Below are 15856 nucleotides of genomic sequence, written 5' to 3' on the forward strand. Positions count from 1 at the left end.
CGCCCCGCAACGGGGGCAGTGCTTCACTTCTTCGGCTTGTCCGCGGTGGGGGCGTCGGACGTGGACAGTGCGGCGATGAACGCCTCCTGCGGCACCTCCACGCGGCCGACCATCTTCATCCGCTTCTTGCCTTCCTTCTGCTTCTCCAGCAGCTTGCGCTTCCGGCTGATGTCACCGCCGTAGCACTTGGCGAGCACGTCCTTGCGGATGGCGCGGATCGTCTCGCGGGCGATGATCCGGCTGCCGATCGCGGCCTGGATCGGCACCTCGAACTGCTGGCGCGGGATGAGCTTCTGCAGCTTGGAGGCGATGGTGACGCCGTAGTTGTACGCCTTGTCCTTGTGCACGATCGAGCTGAAGGCGTCCACGGGCTCGCCGTGCAGGAGGATGTCGACCTTCACCAGGTCGGCCTGCTGTTCCCCGCTGGGCTCGTAGTCGAGGCTGGCGTAGCCCTTGGTGCGGCTCTTCAGCTGGTCGAAGAAGTCGTAGATGATCTCGCCCAGCGGCAACGTGTAGCGCAGCTCGACGCGGTCGGCCGACAGGTAGTCCATGCCCTGCAGGGAGCCGCGGCGGCTCTGGCACAGCTCCATGACGGCGCCGACGAAGTCGTTGGGGGTCAGGACGGTGGCCCGGACGGTCGGCTCGTAGATGTTGCTGCTCTTGCCGTCGGGGAACTCGCTCGGGTTGGTGACGGCGTGCTCCTTGCCGTCCTCCATGATCACCCGGTAGACCACGTTGGGCGCGGTGGAGATCAGGTCGAGGTTGAACTCGCGTTCGAGGCGCTCCTGGATGATCTCCAGGTGCAGCAGGCCGAGGAAGCCGCACCGGAAGCCGAAGCCGAGCGCGGCGCTGGTCTCCGGCTCGTACACCAGGGCGGCGTCGTTGAGCTTGAGCTTGTCCAGCGCGTCGCGCAGCAGCGGATAGTCCGAGCCGTCGATCGGGTAGAGCCCCGAGTAGACCATCGGCTTCGGGTCCTTGTAGCCACCGAGCGGCTCGGTGGCCGGCTTGGCGTTGATGGTGACCGTGTCACCGACCCGGGACTGGCGCACGTCCTTCACGCCGGTGATGAGGTAGCCCACCTCGCCGGCGCCGAGCCCGTCGCTCTTGATCGGCTCGGGCGAGATGACGCCGATCTCCAGCAGCTCGTGGACCGCGCCGGTCGACATCATCTTGATCCGGTCGCGGGCGCCGAGGCGGCCGTCGACGACTCGGACGTACGTGACGACGCCGCGGTACACGTCGTAGACCGAGTCGAAGATCATCGCCCGGGTGCCCTCGTCCGCGCCGGGCTTGGGCGCCGGCAGCTGCCGCACGATCTCGTCCAGCAGGTGCGGCACGCCGACGCCGGTCTTGCCCGACACGCGCAGGCAGTCGTCGGGCTCGCAGCCGATCAGGTGGGCGAGCTCCTCGGCGTACTTCTCGGGCTGCGCGGCCGGCAGGTCGATCTTGTTGAGCACCGGGATGATCGTCATGTCGTTCTCGAGCGCGAGGTACAGGTTGGCGAGCGTCTGCGCCTCGATGCCCTGCGCCGCGTCGACCAGCAGCACCGCGCCCTCGCAGGCGGCCAGGCTGCGGGAGACCTCATAGGTGAAGTCGACGTGGCCCGGGGTGTCGATCATGTTGAGCACGAACTGCTCGCCGGTCAGGTCCCCCTCGCGGACCCGCCACGGCATGCGGACGGCCTGGCTCTTGATGGTGATGCCGCGCTCGCGCTCGATGTCCATGCGGTCGAGATACTGGGCCCGCATCTGCCGAGCGTCGACCACCTCGGTCAGCTGCAGCATCCTGTCGGCCAGCGTCGACTTGCCGTGGTCGATGTGCGCGATGATGCAGAAGTTGCGGATCCGGTCCGGCACGGTGGCACCGGGACGGTTCACGCCGGGGTCGTTCGTCGGTGGCACAGGCGTCCGTTCTCCGAGTTGGCGGGGATCAGACCCCTATCGTCCCATGCCCACGGATCACGTCGAAGCGGCGCCGGTACGAGGCCCCGCCGTTACCGGAAATGTCCGGAAAAGGCGGGGCACACAGCAGCGTCAGAGCAGTGCGCCCTCGTCGTGCAGCCAGTCGACGAACCCCATCGCGACGACGGCCGCGCAGTCGACGAGCTCGGCGATGAGCTCGGGGTGGGCACCGGACAGCAGGGGCACCTGCATCTCGGCGTAGATCGGGAGCTGGCCGCGGTCGGTGGGGTCGCCGACATAGGCCTTGTAGAAGCGGCGTGTGTGGTTCCACTCGTTGACCACCCGGTAGGACCGGTCGGCCCAGTCCGGGGCACCGTGGCATGCGGCCTGGCACGCACGACGAGGATCTCGTCCGACGGCCCCTCGAGGGCGAACAGCACAGCGTGGCGCTCCCACAGCGCGAGAAGGCTGCCATCCCCATCTGTCAGGTATCGAATCTCCAGCTGCTCGAGGGCCTCAGCGACCCGCAGCAACGTCACCGGTGCGATCACGCCCGCACCCACGTCCGGGGCTCCGTCGCACACCGCGTCGGTCACCGGAATCGGCTCTTCCCGTGCCAGCTGCGCGACGGTCGTGTCGGTCTGCGACCCGTCCGTCTGCTCGGCACGCCATGGCCACTTTGGCATCGTCCCGCGCTCCCTAGCTCCCCCGTGGCCTCCACCCGCAATTGCGGTCCGTCGCCGAGTGATTTCGCTCGGCGGTGGACCCGAATGAGGACGGTACCCGTTCGGACGAGTTTCAGCAGCCCCCAATTTCACCCTCGCCCCACCCGTTCGGGTGAGGGTCTTACCACCGTCTATCCGATGAAGAGAGTCTTGGCAGCACGATGCCAGGCTGAGCCATATGCGCAGGCCAGAGCCGTCCATGGACCCGATTTCCGAACATCGACGAAGTCTCGTGCAGGTGCACGTTCGCTCGTCATGAACCCCATTCGCACGACCGCCTGCACGAGCCGTTGGGGTATCTCGACCCGCTCCCCGCCGTCGGTCGTCACGACGATCGGCACATGATCGAGCAGCGCGTCGCGGAGCACCCGGGAGCCGACCGCACGGCCACCCACGCCCTCCGCGGCGGCGGTCCGCAACGTGTCCGCCGCGGCCGCCCCGACCCGCCGGATGTCGGCACCCGGGATGCGCTCCACGACCACACCCGCGTCGCCGGGGATGGACCACCGCCACTCGCTGTCCCGGAATGCGGGAAGCTGGTCATCGAGCATCACCAGCAGCTCGCGGGCCAGGACGGTGTGATCGCCGTCGACGTGTCCGGGGACGCCGCGGCTCACCAGGACGCCCCACGGCAGGCGTGACCAGAGGGTGACGCGGTCGTCACCGGCCGGCCGCAGCCGGACCACCGCGCCGGCGTCGAGCCGGACCGCCCGGGCCAGGAATGCCCGGGCATCAGCGGCCCCGAGGCCGTCCAACCAAGCCACGGAGCGCCGCTAACCGAGCCACGGGGACAGGAACTCGCGCTCGACGTCCTTGACCCGGCGCGGCCGGCCGGCGGCAAGGTCGAAGGGCACGCAGACGGTCCGCGCGCGGGACGCGACCACGTCGCCGTCGAAGAGCTCGTAGGCGACCGTCAATCGACTTGCCTTGATCTCCTCCAGCCACAGCTCGATGCGCACGGGATCGCCGTAGTCGATGGGCCGCAGGTAGTCGATCTCATGACGTGAGATGACGATGCCGTCCTCGAACGTCTGCAACCCGGCCGACTTCGCCGCGGTGAACATCAATGCCACGCGCGCTTCCTCGTACAGGGTGAGGAAGCGCGCGTTGTTGACGTGCCCGTACGCGTCCAGGTCGGACCAGCGCAGGGCGCAGTGGTAGACGAAGCGGGCCACCTCAGTCGCGGGTGAGCTTGCGGTAGGTGACGCTGTGCGGGCGCGCCGCCTCCTGGCCGAGCCGGTCGACCTTGTTCTTCTCGTACGACTCGAAGTTGCCCTCGAACCAGAACCACTTGGCCGGGTCCTTCTCGTCGCCCTCCCAGGCGAGGATGTGGGTCGCGACCCGGTCGAGGAACATCCGGTCGTGGGAGATGACCACGGCGCAGCCCGGGAACTCCAGCAACGCGTTCTCCAGCGACGACAGCGTCTCGACGTCGAGGTCGTTGGTCGGCTCGTCGAGCAGCAGCACGTTGCCGCCGATCTTCAGCGTCAGCGCCAGGTTGAGCCGGTTGCGCTCGCCGCCGGACAGGACCTTCGTCGGCTTCTGCTGGTCGGGGCCCTTGAAGCCGAACGCCGCGACATACGCCCGGGACGGCATCTCGACCTTGCCGACCATCAGGTGGTCGAGGCCGTCGGAGACGACCTCCCAGACCGTCTTGTCGCCGTCGAGGCCCGACCGGCTCTGGTCGACGTAGGACAGCTTGACCGTCTCACCGACGCGGACCTGGCCGGCGTCGGGGTCCTCCAGGCCCACGATGGTCTTGAAGAGCGTGGTCTTGCCGACGCCGTTGGGGCCGATGATGCCGACGATGCCGTTGCGCGGCAGCGAGAAGGACAGCCCGTCGATCAGCACGCCGCGCTCGTCGAAGCCCTTGACCAGCTCCTTGGCCTCGATGACCATGTTGCCCAGGCGCGGGCCCGGCGGGATCTGGATCTCCTCGAAGTCGAGCTTGCGGGTCTTCTCGGCCTCGTTGGCCATCTCCTCGTAGCGCTCGAGGCGGGCCTTCGACTTGGTCTGGCGGGCCTTGGCATTGGAGCGGACCCACTCCAGCTCCTCGGTGAGGCGCTTCTGCAGTTTCTGGTCCTTGCGGCCGGCGACCGCGAGCCGCTGCGCCTTCTTCTCCAGGTAGGTGGAGTAGTTGCCCTGGTAGCCGTGGACCTGGCCGCGGTCGACCTCGGCGATCCACTCGGCGACGTGGTCGAGGAAGTACCGGTCGTGGGTGACCGCGAGCACGGCGCCCGCGTACTTCTGCAGGTGCTGCTCCAGCCAGTTGACACTCTCGGCGTCGAGGTGGTTGGTGGGCTCGTCGAGCAGCAGCAGGTCGGGCGCCTCGAGCAGCAGCTTGCACAGCGCCACGCGGCGGCGCTCACCACCGGAGAGCGTGGTGACGTCGGCGTCCGGCGGCGGGCAGCGCAGCGCGTCCATGGCCAGGGCGAGGGCGGAGTCGATGTCCCACGCGTCGGCGTGGTCGAGCTCCTCCTGGAGCTTGCCCATCTCCTCCATCAGCGCGTCGGAGTAGTCGGTCGCCATGAGCTCGGCGATCTCGTTGAACCGGGCGAGCTTCGCCTTGGTCTCCGCGACGGCCTCCTCGATGTTGCCGAGGACGGTCTTGGTCTCATTCAGCGGCGGCTCCTGCAGGAGCATGCCGACGGTGTAGCCGGGCATGAGCCGGGCCTCACCGTTGCTCGGCTTGTCGAGCCCGGCCATGATCTTGAGCAGGCTCGACTTGCCGGCGCCGTTGGGGCCGACCACGCCGATCTTCGCGCCGGGCAGGAACGACAGCGTGACGTTGTCGAGCACGACCTTGTCGCCGTGCGCCTTGCGCGCCTTCTCGAGCACGTAGATGTACTGCGCCACGGTGCGCCCCTACCTCCGGTAAGTCTGTGTTCGCGTCGGGTCAATCTTTCCAGGCCCCCGGCCCCGCCCCCAAATCGGGCGTCACTTCTTGGGCTGCCAGTCCCGCACGTCCTCCGACGTGGTCTGCTTGCCCTCGATCACGAGCTTGTCCCGGGAGACCGTGTACCTGGTGCCCTCGTTGGTCGCGATGTACTTGTCGGCACCGGCGTTGGTGACGTTACCCCTCGGCACCAGCAGGCCGTTGTCGCCCTCGATCGGCGTCTCGCCGGACCCGTCGACACCCGAGAAGTTCTTGCGCTTGTCGTGCCCTTGGTACCACAGGCCGTCGCCATCGGCCTCCAGGCAGATCCAGACCTCGTGCCGGTCGGTGCGGATGTACAGCTGCAGGACCAGCGGCAAGGCCGCCTTGGCGTCGCGGCTCTTGACCCCGTCCTCCATGAACGCCGGGCACGGCATGCCTTTCGGGGCGGCCTGGCTGGTGACGGAATCGACAGGCCGGGAAGACTGTCCGCTGCCGGCCTTTGACTTAGGGTCATCAATGTCTCGACGCCCTAGCACGAATCCGAACAATGCACCGATGACGGTCAGGATCAGCAAAGCGAGCAGGACGACGGTGAGCGTCCGGCCCCGTTCGGGCTCGGCGTAGGCATCGTGCGAGGACATGCCCAGCAGGATCGCACCTGTGAGCCAGGACGCTGCATGCTGCCGGGCACTTCGCGGATCAGTAGGCTGAAAGTACGAGGGTGGATCACCCAGGGGGAGGACACGACACGTGGCTGGAAACAGTGCATTCGTGGTGGTCGCCAATCGACTGCCGGTCGACAAGGTGGTCGGACCGGACGGCGAGGTCAGCTTCCGCAGGAGCCCAGGAGGCCTCGTAACGGCACTGGAGCCGGTCCTGCAGCAGCGCAACGGGACGTGGGTGGGCTGGTCGGGCGGCACGGGGGACGCGCAGCTGCCCGAGGAGACCTTCGAGGCGGGCGGGGTGCAGCTGCACCCGGTCGCGCTGAGCGCGGGCGAGGTCGAGCGGTATTACGAGGGGTTCTCCAACTCCAGCCTGTGGCCGCTCTATCACGACGCCGTGGAGACACCGATCTTCAAACGACGATGGTGGGAGTCGTACCGGCTGGTCAACGAGCGGTTCACGAAGGCCGTCGCCGACGACGCGGCACCCGGCGCCACCGTATGGATCCAGGACTACCAGCTGCAGCTCGTGCCGGCGCTGCTGCGCGAGACCCGACCCGATCTCAAGATCGGGTTTTTTCTGCACATCCCATTTCCCCCGGTCGAACTGTTCATGCAACTACCCCGCCGGGCGGAACTTCTCAAGGGTCTGCTCGGTGCCGATCTGGTTGGTTTCCAACGGCCACTCGGCGCACAGAACTTCGTCCAACTGTCCCGACATCTGCTGGGCACCCGGGTGCGGCGCGGCGTCGTGGAGTGGGAGGGCCGCACGGTGCGCGCCGAGGCCTTCCCGATCTCGATCGACGTCGAGGAGATGGAGCGGCTCGCCGCCTCGCCCGAAGTGCAGGCCAGAGCCAAGGCGATCAGGACCGAGCTGGGTGAGCCGAAGACGATCATCCTGGGAGTGGATCGTCTCGACTACACCAAGGGGATAGAAAGAAGGCTGAAGGCCTTCCGTGAATTGTTGTCGGATGGGCGACTCACGGCGCCGGATACGGTGATGGTACAAGTGGCTACGCCGAGCCGGGAGCGAGTGGAGCACTACCAGACGCTGCGGGTGAACGTTGAGCGTGAGGTCGGGCGGATCAATGGGGAGTACGGACGAGTTGGCCAACCGGCCGTGCACTACCTGCATCAGTCGTACAGTCGGGCTGAGCTGGCCGCGTTGTACGTCGCGGCCGACGTCATGATGGTGACTCCCCTGAGGGACGGCATGAATCTCGTTGCCAAGGAGTATGTCGGCGCCCGCGCCGACGGTGGCGGCGCGCTCGTGCTGTCGGAGTTCGCCGGCGCGGCGGCCGAGCTGCGACAGGCCTTCCTGTGCAATCCGCACGACCTCGACGGGGTGAAAGACGCACTCATGCGTGCGATCCACGTCGACCCGGTCGAAGGGCGCAAACGGATGCATGCTATGCATTCCCACCTGCGCTCACACGACGTCCGCGCCTGGGCGGACGCGTTTCTCGACGCTCTCGGCGCAGCATCATGACGACCACACGACCGCCCTTGCACCGCCGTGTGCACGTCAATTGCCCAAACGACCTCCATCGCTCCCACGAACAGGCCGGACATGAACCAAAACTCGGCGACAGGCAGCGTCCTCTCGCTCGACCCGGACCTCCGCGCGGCGGTGCTGCGCGTCGCCCGCGTGCCGAACCTTCTGGTGGCATGTGACTACGACGGCACTCTCGCCCCCATCGTCGCCGACCCTACGAAGGCGACCCCCAGCCCAGAATCCGTAGCGGCCGTCCGCGCGTTGTCCTCGTTGCCACAGACGACCGTCGGCGTGATCTCGGGCCGCGCGCTGCGCGACCTCGCCGCACTCTCGCGCCTGCCGGCCGAGGTGCGGCTGGTCGGCAGCCACGGCTCCGAGTTCGACGTCGGCTACATCGACGAGCTGCCGCCGGAGCGCCAGCAGCGCCGCGCGGAGCTGCACGCGGCGCTCACCGCGATCTGCCGCGACCAGCCGGGCGTGCGCCTGGAGGCCAAACCGGCCAGCGTCGCGGTGCACACCCGCGCGGCGCCGCGCGACGTCGCCGGGCGGGTCTTCGACGCGGTGCGCAGCGGTGCGGCGCTGTGGCCCGACATCGAGGTGACCACCGGCAAGGAGGTCATCGAGCTGTCGGTGGTGCCGACCGACAAGGGCCTCGCGGTCGACGCGCTGCGGATGCAGGTGTCGGCGAGCGCCATCGTGTACCTCGGCGACGACGCGACCGACGAGAAGGCGTTCGCCCACCTGCACGGCCCCGACCTGGGCATCAGGGTCGGCTCCGTCGACGGCGGCACCGAGACGCTGGCCCGCTTCAGCATCCCCGACGCCGAGGCGGCCGTGGGCGTGCTGGAGCTGCTGCTGCACACCCGGCGGCGCTGGCTCTTCGGCGAGCAGGCGGTGCCGATCGAGCGGCACTCGATGCTCTCCAACACCCACACCGTCGCACTGCTCACGCCGGCCGCCCGGGTCACCTGGCTGTGCCACCCGAAGCCGGACTCCGGCGCGGTCTTCGCCGACCTGCTCGGCGACACCGCCGCGGGGCACTTCACGGTCCAGCCGGAGAAGGGCGGGATCCCGCTGGGTCAGCGGTACCGCCCGGGCACGATGACCGTGGAGACCCGCTGGTCGGGCCTCACCGTCACCGACTGGCTCGACCACCACCGCACGGGCAACTCGCTGATGCGGGTGCTGTCGGGCAGCTCCCGGGCCCGGGTCGACTTCGTGCCCCGGCCCGACTTCGGCCAGGTGCACATCCGCCTGCAGCCGCTCGGCGACGACGGCCTGCTGGTGCTCGGCTCCAACGAGCCGATGGTGCTCTACTCCCCCGGCATCGAGTGGGAGATCAGCTCCGACGGCCACAGCGACCTGGCCCGGGCCACGGTCGACCTCGGCGCCACCGGCGGCAGCGCCATGCTGGAGCTGCGGCTGGGCACCGACTCGATCGAGCCGCCGCGGGTGCAGCTCGAGGAGCGGCAGATCGCCGCGGAGGCCGCGTGGCGGGACTGGTCCGACGCGCTGAAGCTGCCGTCGGTCGCCCGCGACCTGGTCCGGCGCAGCGCGCTGACGCTGCGCGGCCTGTGGCACAAGCCGACCGGCGCGATCCTGGCCGCGGCGACGTCGTCGCTGCCGGAGGAGGTCGGCGGGTCGCGCAACTGGGACTACCGGTACTGCTGGCTGCGCGACGCCTCGCTGACCGCCAAGGCGCTCGTCGACCTCGGCTCGACCGAGGAGGCCGAGTCGCTGCTGAAGTGGACGCTGAAGGTCGCCGACAACACCGACGGGCACCCGGAGCGGCTGCACCCGCTGTACAACCTCGACGGCACGGAGCTCGGGCCGGAGGCCGTCATCGAGGCGCTGCCCGGCTATGCGGGCTCCCGCCCGGTGCGGGTCGGCAACGCGGCCAACGGCCAGGTGCAGCTCGACGTGTTCGGCCCGGTCGCCGACCTGGTCACCACGCTCGCCGAGCTGCGCCCGCCGGAGGACGGCGACTTCGCCCTCATGGAGCAGATGGTCGAGGCCGTCGAGCGGCGCTGGCACGAGCCCGACCACGGCATCTGGGAGGCGCGCCGGCGGCCCCGGCACTACGTCTACTCGAAGGTCATGTGCTGGATGACCGTGGACCGCGGCATCCAGCTCTTCGAGCGGGTCGGCCGTCCCGTGCCGGAGTCGTGGGGGCCGCTGCGCTCCACGATCGCCGAGAACGTGCTCGACAAGGGCTGGGACGAGAAGCTCGGCGCCTACACCGTCGCGTACGGCTACGACGAGATGGACGCGTCGGTGCTGTGGATCGGCCTGTCGGGGCTGCTCGCCGACGACGACCCGCGGTTCCTCGCCACCGTCCTGGCGGTCGAGGCCGACCTGCGGGAGGGTCCCACGGTGTACCGGTACCGCTGGGACGACGGGCTGCCGGGCGTCGAGGGCGGCTTCCACCTGTGCACGACCTGGATGATCGAGGCGTACCTGCGCACCGGCCGCCGGGCGGACGCGGAGGAGCTCTTCGCCCAGTTCATCGAGTGTGCCGGCCCGACGGGCCTGCTGCCGGAGGAGTACGACCCGCTGACCGAGCGGGCCCTGGGCAACCACCCGCAGGCCTACTCGCACCTGGGCCTGATCCGCTGCGCCCTGGAGCTCGACCGCTCCTGACGTCGTGCATCTGAAAGGGGGCGCCCAGACGGGCGCCCCCTTTTCACGTCGCGAGGGCGTCGACGACCGGGCCGACGACGATCACGGCCGGCGGGCGCAGCGCCGCCTCCTTCACCGCGTCGGCGACCGTGGAGAGCCGCGCGCGCACGACCTTCTGGTCGCGGGTCGTGCCCTCCTGGATCACCGCGACCGGGGTGTCGGGCGCGCGGCCGTGCTCCTGGAGGACGGCGGCGATCGCCGGCAGGTTCTTCAGGCCCATCAGGATGCTCAGCGTGCCGCGCAGCCGCGCGAGGGCCGCCCAGTCCACCAGCGACTCGGGGTGCGCCGGCGCCAGATGGCCGGAGACGACGGTGAACTCGTGCGCCAGCCCCCGGTGGGTGATCGGGATGCCGGCCGCGGCGGGCACCGCGATGGAGCTGCTGATCCCGGGGACGACGCTCACCGGTACACCGGCCGCGACACAGGCCAGAAGCTCTTCACCGCCACGTCCGAAGACATACGGGTCGCCGCCCTTGAGCCGGACGACGAACTTGCCCTGCCGGGCACGGTCGACCAGCACCCGGTTGATCTCCTCCTGCGCGGCGGACGGGCCGTAGGGGATCTTCGAGGCGTCGAACAGCTCGACGTCGTGGCGCAGCTCGTCGAGCAGCAGGCCGGCGGCGAGCCGGTCGATGACGACCACGTCGGCGGCCGCGAGAAGCCGGCGGCCGCGGACCGTGAGCAGCTCCGGGTCGCCGGGGCCGGAGCCCACCAGCGCGACCCGCCCCGGGCCGGCCTCCGGCGGGGTGGTCGCGAGGATCGAGCCGGTCGCGAGGTGCTCGCCGATCGCGTCACGGACGGCGACGGCGCGGGCGGGGTCGCCGCCGCCGAGCACGGCGACGGTCACCGGCCCCTGGCGGGTCACCGCGGGGGTCCAGGCGGTGGCGGCGTGCCGGTCGTCGGCGCGGACGCAGAAGACCCGCCGGGCGGCGGCCAGCTCGCTGATCTCGGCGGCCGCGGCGGGGTCGCTGACCGCCACGTGGACCAGCCACGCGTCCTCGATGTCGCCCGGCTCGAAGCGCCGCGCGCGCCAGGTGACCCGGCCCGCGTCGACGTGGGCCTGCAGGGCGGGGGTGATGTGGGGGGACACCAGCACGACGTCCGCGGCGGCGTCGAGCAGTGCGGGGACGCGCCTGGTGGCCACGGCACCGCCGCCGACCACCAGGACACGCAAGCCGTCGAGCACCAGACCGAGGGGGTATGGGTTCACTTGTGGGCTACTCCAGCTGAGTCGAAAGTGGCTACCTCGTGCAACACGCGGACAGCACTGGCCACGATCGGCAGCGCCAGGACGGCGCCGGTGCCCTCGCCCAGGCGCAGGCCCAGGTCGACGAGCGGTTCCAGCTCAAGATAGCCGAGCGCCACGCCGGCTCCGGGCTCGGCCGACCGGTGCCCGGCGATCATCGCCGAGGTGCTGGCCGGGGCGAGCGCGGCGGCGGCGAGGGCCGCGGACGCGGCGATGACCCCATCGATGATCACGGGTACGCGCAGCGCCGCGGCCCGCAGGATGTAGCCGACGAGGGCGGCGTGCTCCAGGCCGCCGACCGCGGCGAGGATGTCGACCGGGTCCTCGGCGTGCAGCGCGACGACCGCGGACGTGACGACCGCCACCTTCCGGGCGTGGGTCTCGCTGTCGATGCCGGTGCCCAGCCCGGTCACCGACGCGGGGTCGGCGTGCGTGAACGCCGCGATCAGCGCCGCCGACGGGGTGGTGTTGGCGATGCCCATGTCGCCGGTCAGCAGCACCTTCGCGCCGCCGTCGACGAGCTGCTGGGCGATGTCGATGCCGACCTCGATCGCCTGGAGCGCCTCCTCGCGGGTCATCGCCGGCCCGGCGCTCAGGTCCCGGGTGCCGGGGCGGACCTTGCGCAGCTCCAGGCCGTCGGCGGGGTCGAGGGTCGCCTTCACGCCGACGTCGACGACGGTCACGCTCGCGCCGCACTGCCGGGCGAACGCGTTGACGACCGCGCCACCGGCCAGGAAGTTGGCGACCATCTGCGCGGTGACCTCCTGCGGCCACGGCGTCACCCCCTGCGCGTGCACGCCGTGGTCGCCGGCGAAGATCGCCAGCGCGGCGGGCTGCGGGATGGGGGGCGGGCAGGCGCCGGCGAGGCCCGCCATGCGCACCGCCAGCATCTCCAGCGCGCCGAGGGACCCCGGCGGCTTGGTCAGCCTGGCCTGCAGCGCCCTGGCCGCCGCGATCGCCTCGTCGTCGAGCGGCCGGATCGCCGCGAGTGTCCCAGAAAATGTCTCAGTGAGCACGTCACCCTCCCAGTACGTTGGACAACACCGCGACGAACGCGTCACTCGTGGCAGTGTCCCGCACCGCAATACGTAACCAGTCCGGGCCCAGTCCCGGGAACGTTTCGCCACGTCGCACCGCGAACCCGTGCCCGCGCAGGGCGTGCCGGACCCGCCCGCCATCGACGACCCTGACCAGGACGAACGAGCTGCGCGGTACACCGGCGATCTCCACACCGGCGGCTCGCAGCGCGGCGACGAGGTGGTCGCGGTCCGCCGTGAGCCGCTCGGCGATGGCCCGCTCGGTCTGGACCGCGAGGGGCGACGCGCAGGCGGTGGCGGCGGCGAGGGCGGGGGTGGAGACGCTCCACAGCGGCGCGTGCCGGTCGAGCTCGGCGATCAGGTCGCGGGGGCCGAGGACGTAGCCGATGCGCAGGCCGGCGAGGCCCCAGGTCTTGGTCAGGCTGCGGATGACGACGACGTCGCGGTTGCCGCTGAGCGACTCGGGCTCGCCCGGGACGGTGTCGGCGAACGCCTCGTCAACGACGACCGTCCGGCCGGGCCGGACCCACCCCGCGATTTGTCCGGATTTATGCAGACATGAGGTTGGATTGGTGGGGTTGCCGACTATGACGAGGTCGGCCGATTCCGGCGGATTTTTCAGTGCAAATCCGTCGTCGGCCGACAGCAGCAGCCGGTCCACGGCGTGCCCCACGGTCAGCAGCGCGCTCTCCGGCTCGGTGAACTGCGGATGCACCACCACCGCGTGCCGGGGGCGCAGCACCTGAGCGAGCAGCGTGAACGCCTGCGCCGCGCCGGCCGTCAGCAGCACCTCGTCCACCGGCCGGCCGTGCCGCGCCGCGATCGCCGCGGTCGCCTCCGTCCGGTCCGGGTACCGCGCGAGGTGCGCCAGGGACGCCGCGACCGGCTCCGTGAGCCACGACGGGGGCGTCTCCTGTCGCACGTTGACCGCCAGGTCGACCAGACCGGGCGCGACCTCGGCATCGCCGTGGAACCGCAGCATCAGGCGATCGTCGCGTACGGCACGGCGAATTGTCCTAGCTTGGAGGTGTGATCGCGCGCACGCTGCGAGTGGCCGGCGGATTCCTGGCCCTCGTCCGGACCGGCCTCATCGTAGGGCTCGCGATCGCCGCCCTGGTCTATCCCATGGTCGCGCTCACCGGCGTGGGCGTGAAGCGCGGCACCGACGCCCTGTCGATGCCGGTCGGCGCGCTGCGGTCCTCCCTGCCGGCGCAGACCAGCCACGTCTACGCCGCCGACGGCACGACCCTCCTCGCCCAGTTCTACGAGGAGTACCGCACGTACACCACCATCGACACGATCTCGCCCACGATGCAACGGGCGATCGTCGCCGCCGAGGACGCCCGCTTCTGGGAGCACCACGGCGTCGACTTCAAGGGTGTCGCGCGGGCGTTCGTCGCGAACCAGAAGGCGGGCTCGGTGTCGCAGGGCGCGTCGACGCTCACCATGCAGTACGTGCGCAACGTGCTGCGCGACAGCGCCGACACCCCCGCCGAGGTGTCGGAGGCGACCGAGCAGACCGGCGCCCGGAAGCTGCGCGAGATGAAGCTCGCCATCGAGCTCGAGAAGCACATGAGCAAGACCGAGATCCTGGAGCGCTACCTCAACGTCGCCTACTTCGGTCACCGCGCCTACGGCGTCCTCGCCGCCGCCGAGGTGTACTTCTCGAAACGCCCCGCCGACCTCACCGTCCCCGAGGCGGCGCTGCTGGCGGGCCTGGTGCAGGCGCCGTCCTCGTACGACCCGGCGGCCACCGACGCGGCGGCCGCCACCGCCCGGCGCGACTACGTCATCGACCGGATGGCCGAGCTCGGGTACCTCAACGCCACCGACGCCGCCGCCGCGCGCGCCACCCCGATCGCGCTGAAGCTCAGCGAACCGCCGAACGACTGCCTGGAGACCCGGGCCGGCTGGGGCTTCTTCTGCGCGATGTTCCGGTCCTGGTGGGCCGCGCAGCCCGGGCTCGGCGCCAACCCGCAGGAGCGCCTCGACCGGCTGCGGCGCGGCGGGTACACCGTGACGACCTCCCTCGACCCGCGGGTCCAGGACATCGCGCAGGCGCAGGTGCTGAAGCGGGAGAAGACGCGCAGCGCCTACGCTCTCGGGCAGGTCGCGGTCGAACCCGGCACCGGGCTCGTGCGGGCGATGGCGGTGAACCGCACGTACTCCCTCGACCGCGCCAGCAACGGCCCGCACTCCGACCCGCGCCAGCGCAAACGCCTCCGCGGCAACTACCCGAACACCGTCAACCCGCTGCTCGGCGGCGGCGACATGGCCGGCTACCAGGCCGGGTCGACGTTCAAGATGTTCACGATGCTCGCCGCCCTCGAACAGGGCATGCCGCTGGACACCGCGATCAACTCGCCGAAGACGTTCGTCTCCAAGTACAAGACGGGCCGCGACAGCCCGGCGCACTGCGGCGTCGACAGCTGGTGCCCCTCCAACGCCTCGGCCTCCATGACCGGCCGGCACACCATGTGGTCGGGCTTCGGCAGGTCCGTCAACACGTTCTTCGTGCAGCTGGAGCAGCGCGTCGGCGCCGAGGCCGCGGTCCGCATGGCCGAGCGCCTCGGGTTGCACTGGCGCACCGGCATCGACAAGCTGCAGGCCTCCCCCGCGAAGGCGAAGACCTGGGGCGCCTTCACCCTGGGCGTCGCCGACACCACCCCGCTGGAGATGGCCGGCGCGTTCGCCACGGTCGCCGCCGACGGCACCCACTGCGAGCCGATCCCCGTCGTGTCCATCCGGCAGCAGGACGGCTCCGAGGCCCTGGATGCGCAAGGTGTACCGGTGGCCCGCCCCCGCTGCGCCCAGGTGATCTCGCCGGACGTCGCCCGCGGCGCGATCGACGCGGCCCGCTGCGTCACGGGGTACAAGGCGGCGACCGGCGACTGCGGCGGCGCGGGCACGGCGGCGCGCGTCTACTCGACGGTCCAACGGCCCGTCGCGGGCAAGTCAGGCACGACGGACGACAACCGGGCCGCGTGGTTCGTCGGCATGACGCCGGGGCTGACGATCGCCGGGTTCATCGCCGACCCCGACAACCCGCTGCACCGGGTCGGCTCCGCGAACGCCGGCAAGCCCCGCGAAACGGTCGCCGAGACGCTGCGCGACGCGCTCGCCGGCACCGCCGTGCGCCAGTTCACGCCGCCCAGCAATCTCGTCGCCCACGGCACGAACGCCAAGCCCCGCATGCTCAAGAACCGCCGCTGACGCCCGCTGCTGGCCTTTTT

11 protein-coding genes and 1 pseudogene are annotated in these 15856 nt (G+C 70.5%); 3 read left to right on the plus strand and 9 right to left on the minus strand.

Annotation, left to right across the window (positions count from 1 at the left end; translation table 11 throughout):
* Positions 1–23: 23 nt before the first annotated feature.
* The 6 genes and pseudogenes from lepA to ABD332_RS48850 all read right to left on the minus strand — a co-directional run bounded on the left by lepA (position 24) and on the right by ABD332_RS48850 (position 5920).
* Positions 24–1901 carry a translation elongation factor 4 gene (lepA, locus tag ABD332_RS48825; protein ID WP_344511993.1) on the minus strand — a complete coding sequence of 626 codons (1878 nt, stop codon included), beginning with the start codon at positions 1899–1901 and terminating at the stop codon, positions 24–26.
* A 132-nt stretch (positions 1902–2033) separates the two neighbouring features.
* Positions 2034–2587 (minus strand): annotated as a pseudogene (locus tag ABD332_RS48830) (type III secretion system chaperone family protein).
* A gap of 170 nt (positions 2588–2757) precedes the next feature.
* Positions 2758–3390: a DUF8185 domain-containing protein gene (locus ABD332_RS48835; RefSeq protein WP_344511995.1), complete on the minus strand. Its 633-nt coding sequence runs from the start codon at positions 3388–3390 to the stop codon at positions 2758–2760.
* Between the two features lie 9 nt (positions 3391–3399).
* Positions 3400–3801 (minus strand): acyl-CoA thioesterase, encoded by a 402-nt coding sequence (locus tag ABD332_RS48840; RefSeq protein ID WP_344511997.1) that lies wholly within the window; start codon positions 3799–3801, stop codon positions 3400–3402.
* 1 nt (position 3802) lies between these two features.
* Positions 3803–5482: an energy-dependent translational throttle protein EttA gene (gene ettA / locus ABD332_RS48845; RefSeq protein WP_344511999.1), complete on the minus strand. Its 1680-nt coding sequence runs from the start codon at positions 5480–5482 to the stop codon at positions 3803–3805.
* An 81-nt stretch (positions 5483–5563) separates the two neighbouring features.
* The gene (locus ABD332_RS48850; RefSeq protein WP_344512001.1) at positions 5564–5920 is read right to left on the minus strand and encodes a hypothetical protein; all 357 of its coding nucleotides are present in this window, start codon (positions 5918–5920) and stop codon (positions 5564–5566) included.
* Positions 5921–6254: 334 nt separating this feature from the next.
* On the opposite strand from ABD332_RS48850, the gene ABD332_RS48855 reads away from it, so the two are divergent.
* Both ABD332_RS48855 and otsB read left to right on the plus strand, forming a co-directional pair.
* Positions 6255–7655, plus strand: a complete 1401-nt coding sequence (locus ABD332_RS48855) for an alpha,alpha-trehalose-phosphate synthase (UDP-forming) (protein WP_344512003.1) — start codon at positions 6255–6257, stop codon at positions 7653–7655.
* An 81-nt stretch (positions 7656–7736) separates the two neighbouring features.
* Entirely contained in the window at positions 7737–10301 is a 2565-nt protein-coding gene (gene otsB, locus ABD332_RS48860; protein ID WP_344512005.1) for a trehalose-phosphatase, read from the plus strand.
* 43 nt (positions 10302–10344) lie between these two features.
* On the opposite strand, the gene cobA is transcribed toward otsB, so the two are convergent.
* The 3 genes from cobA to cobC are packed head-to-tail and all read right to left on the minus strand — an operon-like array spanning position 10345 to position 13605.
* On the minus strand, positions 10345–11550 hold the full coding sequence (gene cobA, locus ABD332_RS48865; RefSeq protein WP_344512007.1) for a uroporphyrinogen-III C-methyltransferase: 1206 nt from the start codon (positions 11548–11550) through the stop codon (positions 10345–10347).
* On the minus strand, positions 11547–12602 hold the full coding sequence (cobT, locus tag ABD332_RS48870; RefSeq protein ID WP_344512009.1) for a nicotinate-nucleotide--dimethylbenzimidazole phosphoribosyltransferase: 1056 nt from the start codon (positions 12600–12602) through the stop codon (positions 11547–11549). Before cobT ends, cobA begins: the two co-directional genes overlap by 4 nt.
* 1 nt (position 12603) lies before the next feature.
* A complete protein-coding gene (gene cobC / locus ABD332_RS48875) occupies positions 12604–13605 on the minus strand; it encodes an Rv2231c family histidinol phosphate aminotransferase CobC (protein ID WP_486303847.1) in 1002 nt (333 codons plus the stop codon).
* A 47-nt stretch (positions 13606–13652) separates the two neighbouring features.
* Between cobC and ABD332_RS48880 the strand changes: the two genes are divergently transcribed.
* Complete coding sequence (locus ABD332_RS48880; protein WP_425552410.1) at positions 13653–15836, plus strand: transglycosylase domain-containing protein; 2184 nt, start codon at positions 13653–13655, stop codon at positions 15834–15836.
* The last annotated feature ends 20 nt before the right edge of the window (positions 15837–15856 follow it).

It is taken from the genome of Dactylosporangium maewongense, from assembly GCF_039531485.1.
Lineage (GTDB): Bacteria > Actinomycetota > Actinomycetes > Mycobacteriales > Micromonosporaceae > Dactylosporangium > Dactylosporangium maewongense.

Bases quoted from the DNA above. Each gene is read 5' to 3' on its own strand.
- cobC (WP_486303847.1), bottom strand. From the start codon at position 13,605: ATGCTGCGGTTCCACGGCGATGCCGAGGTCGCGCCCGGTCTGGTCGAC.
- ABD332_RS48850 (WP_344512001.1), bottom strand. From the start codon at position 5,920: ATGGAGGACGGGGTCAAGAGCCGCGACGCCAAGGCGGCCTTGCCGCTG.
- otsB (WP_344512005.1), top strand. From the start codon at position 7,737: ATGAACCAAAACTCGGCGACAGGCAGCGTCCTCTCGCTCGACCCGGAC.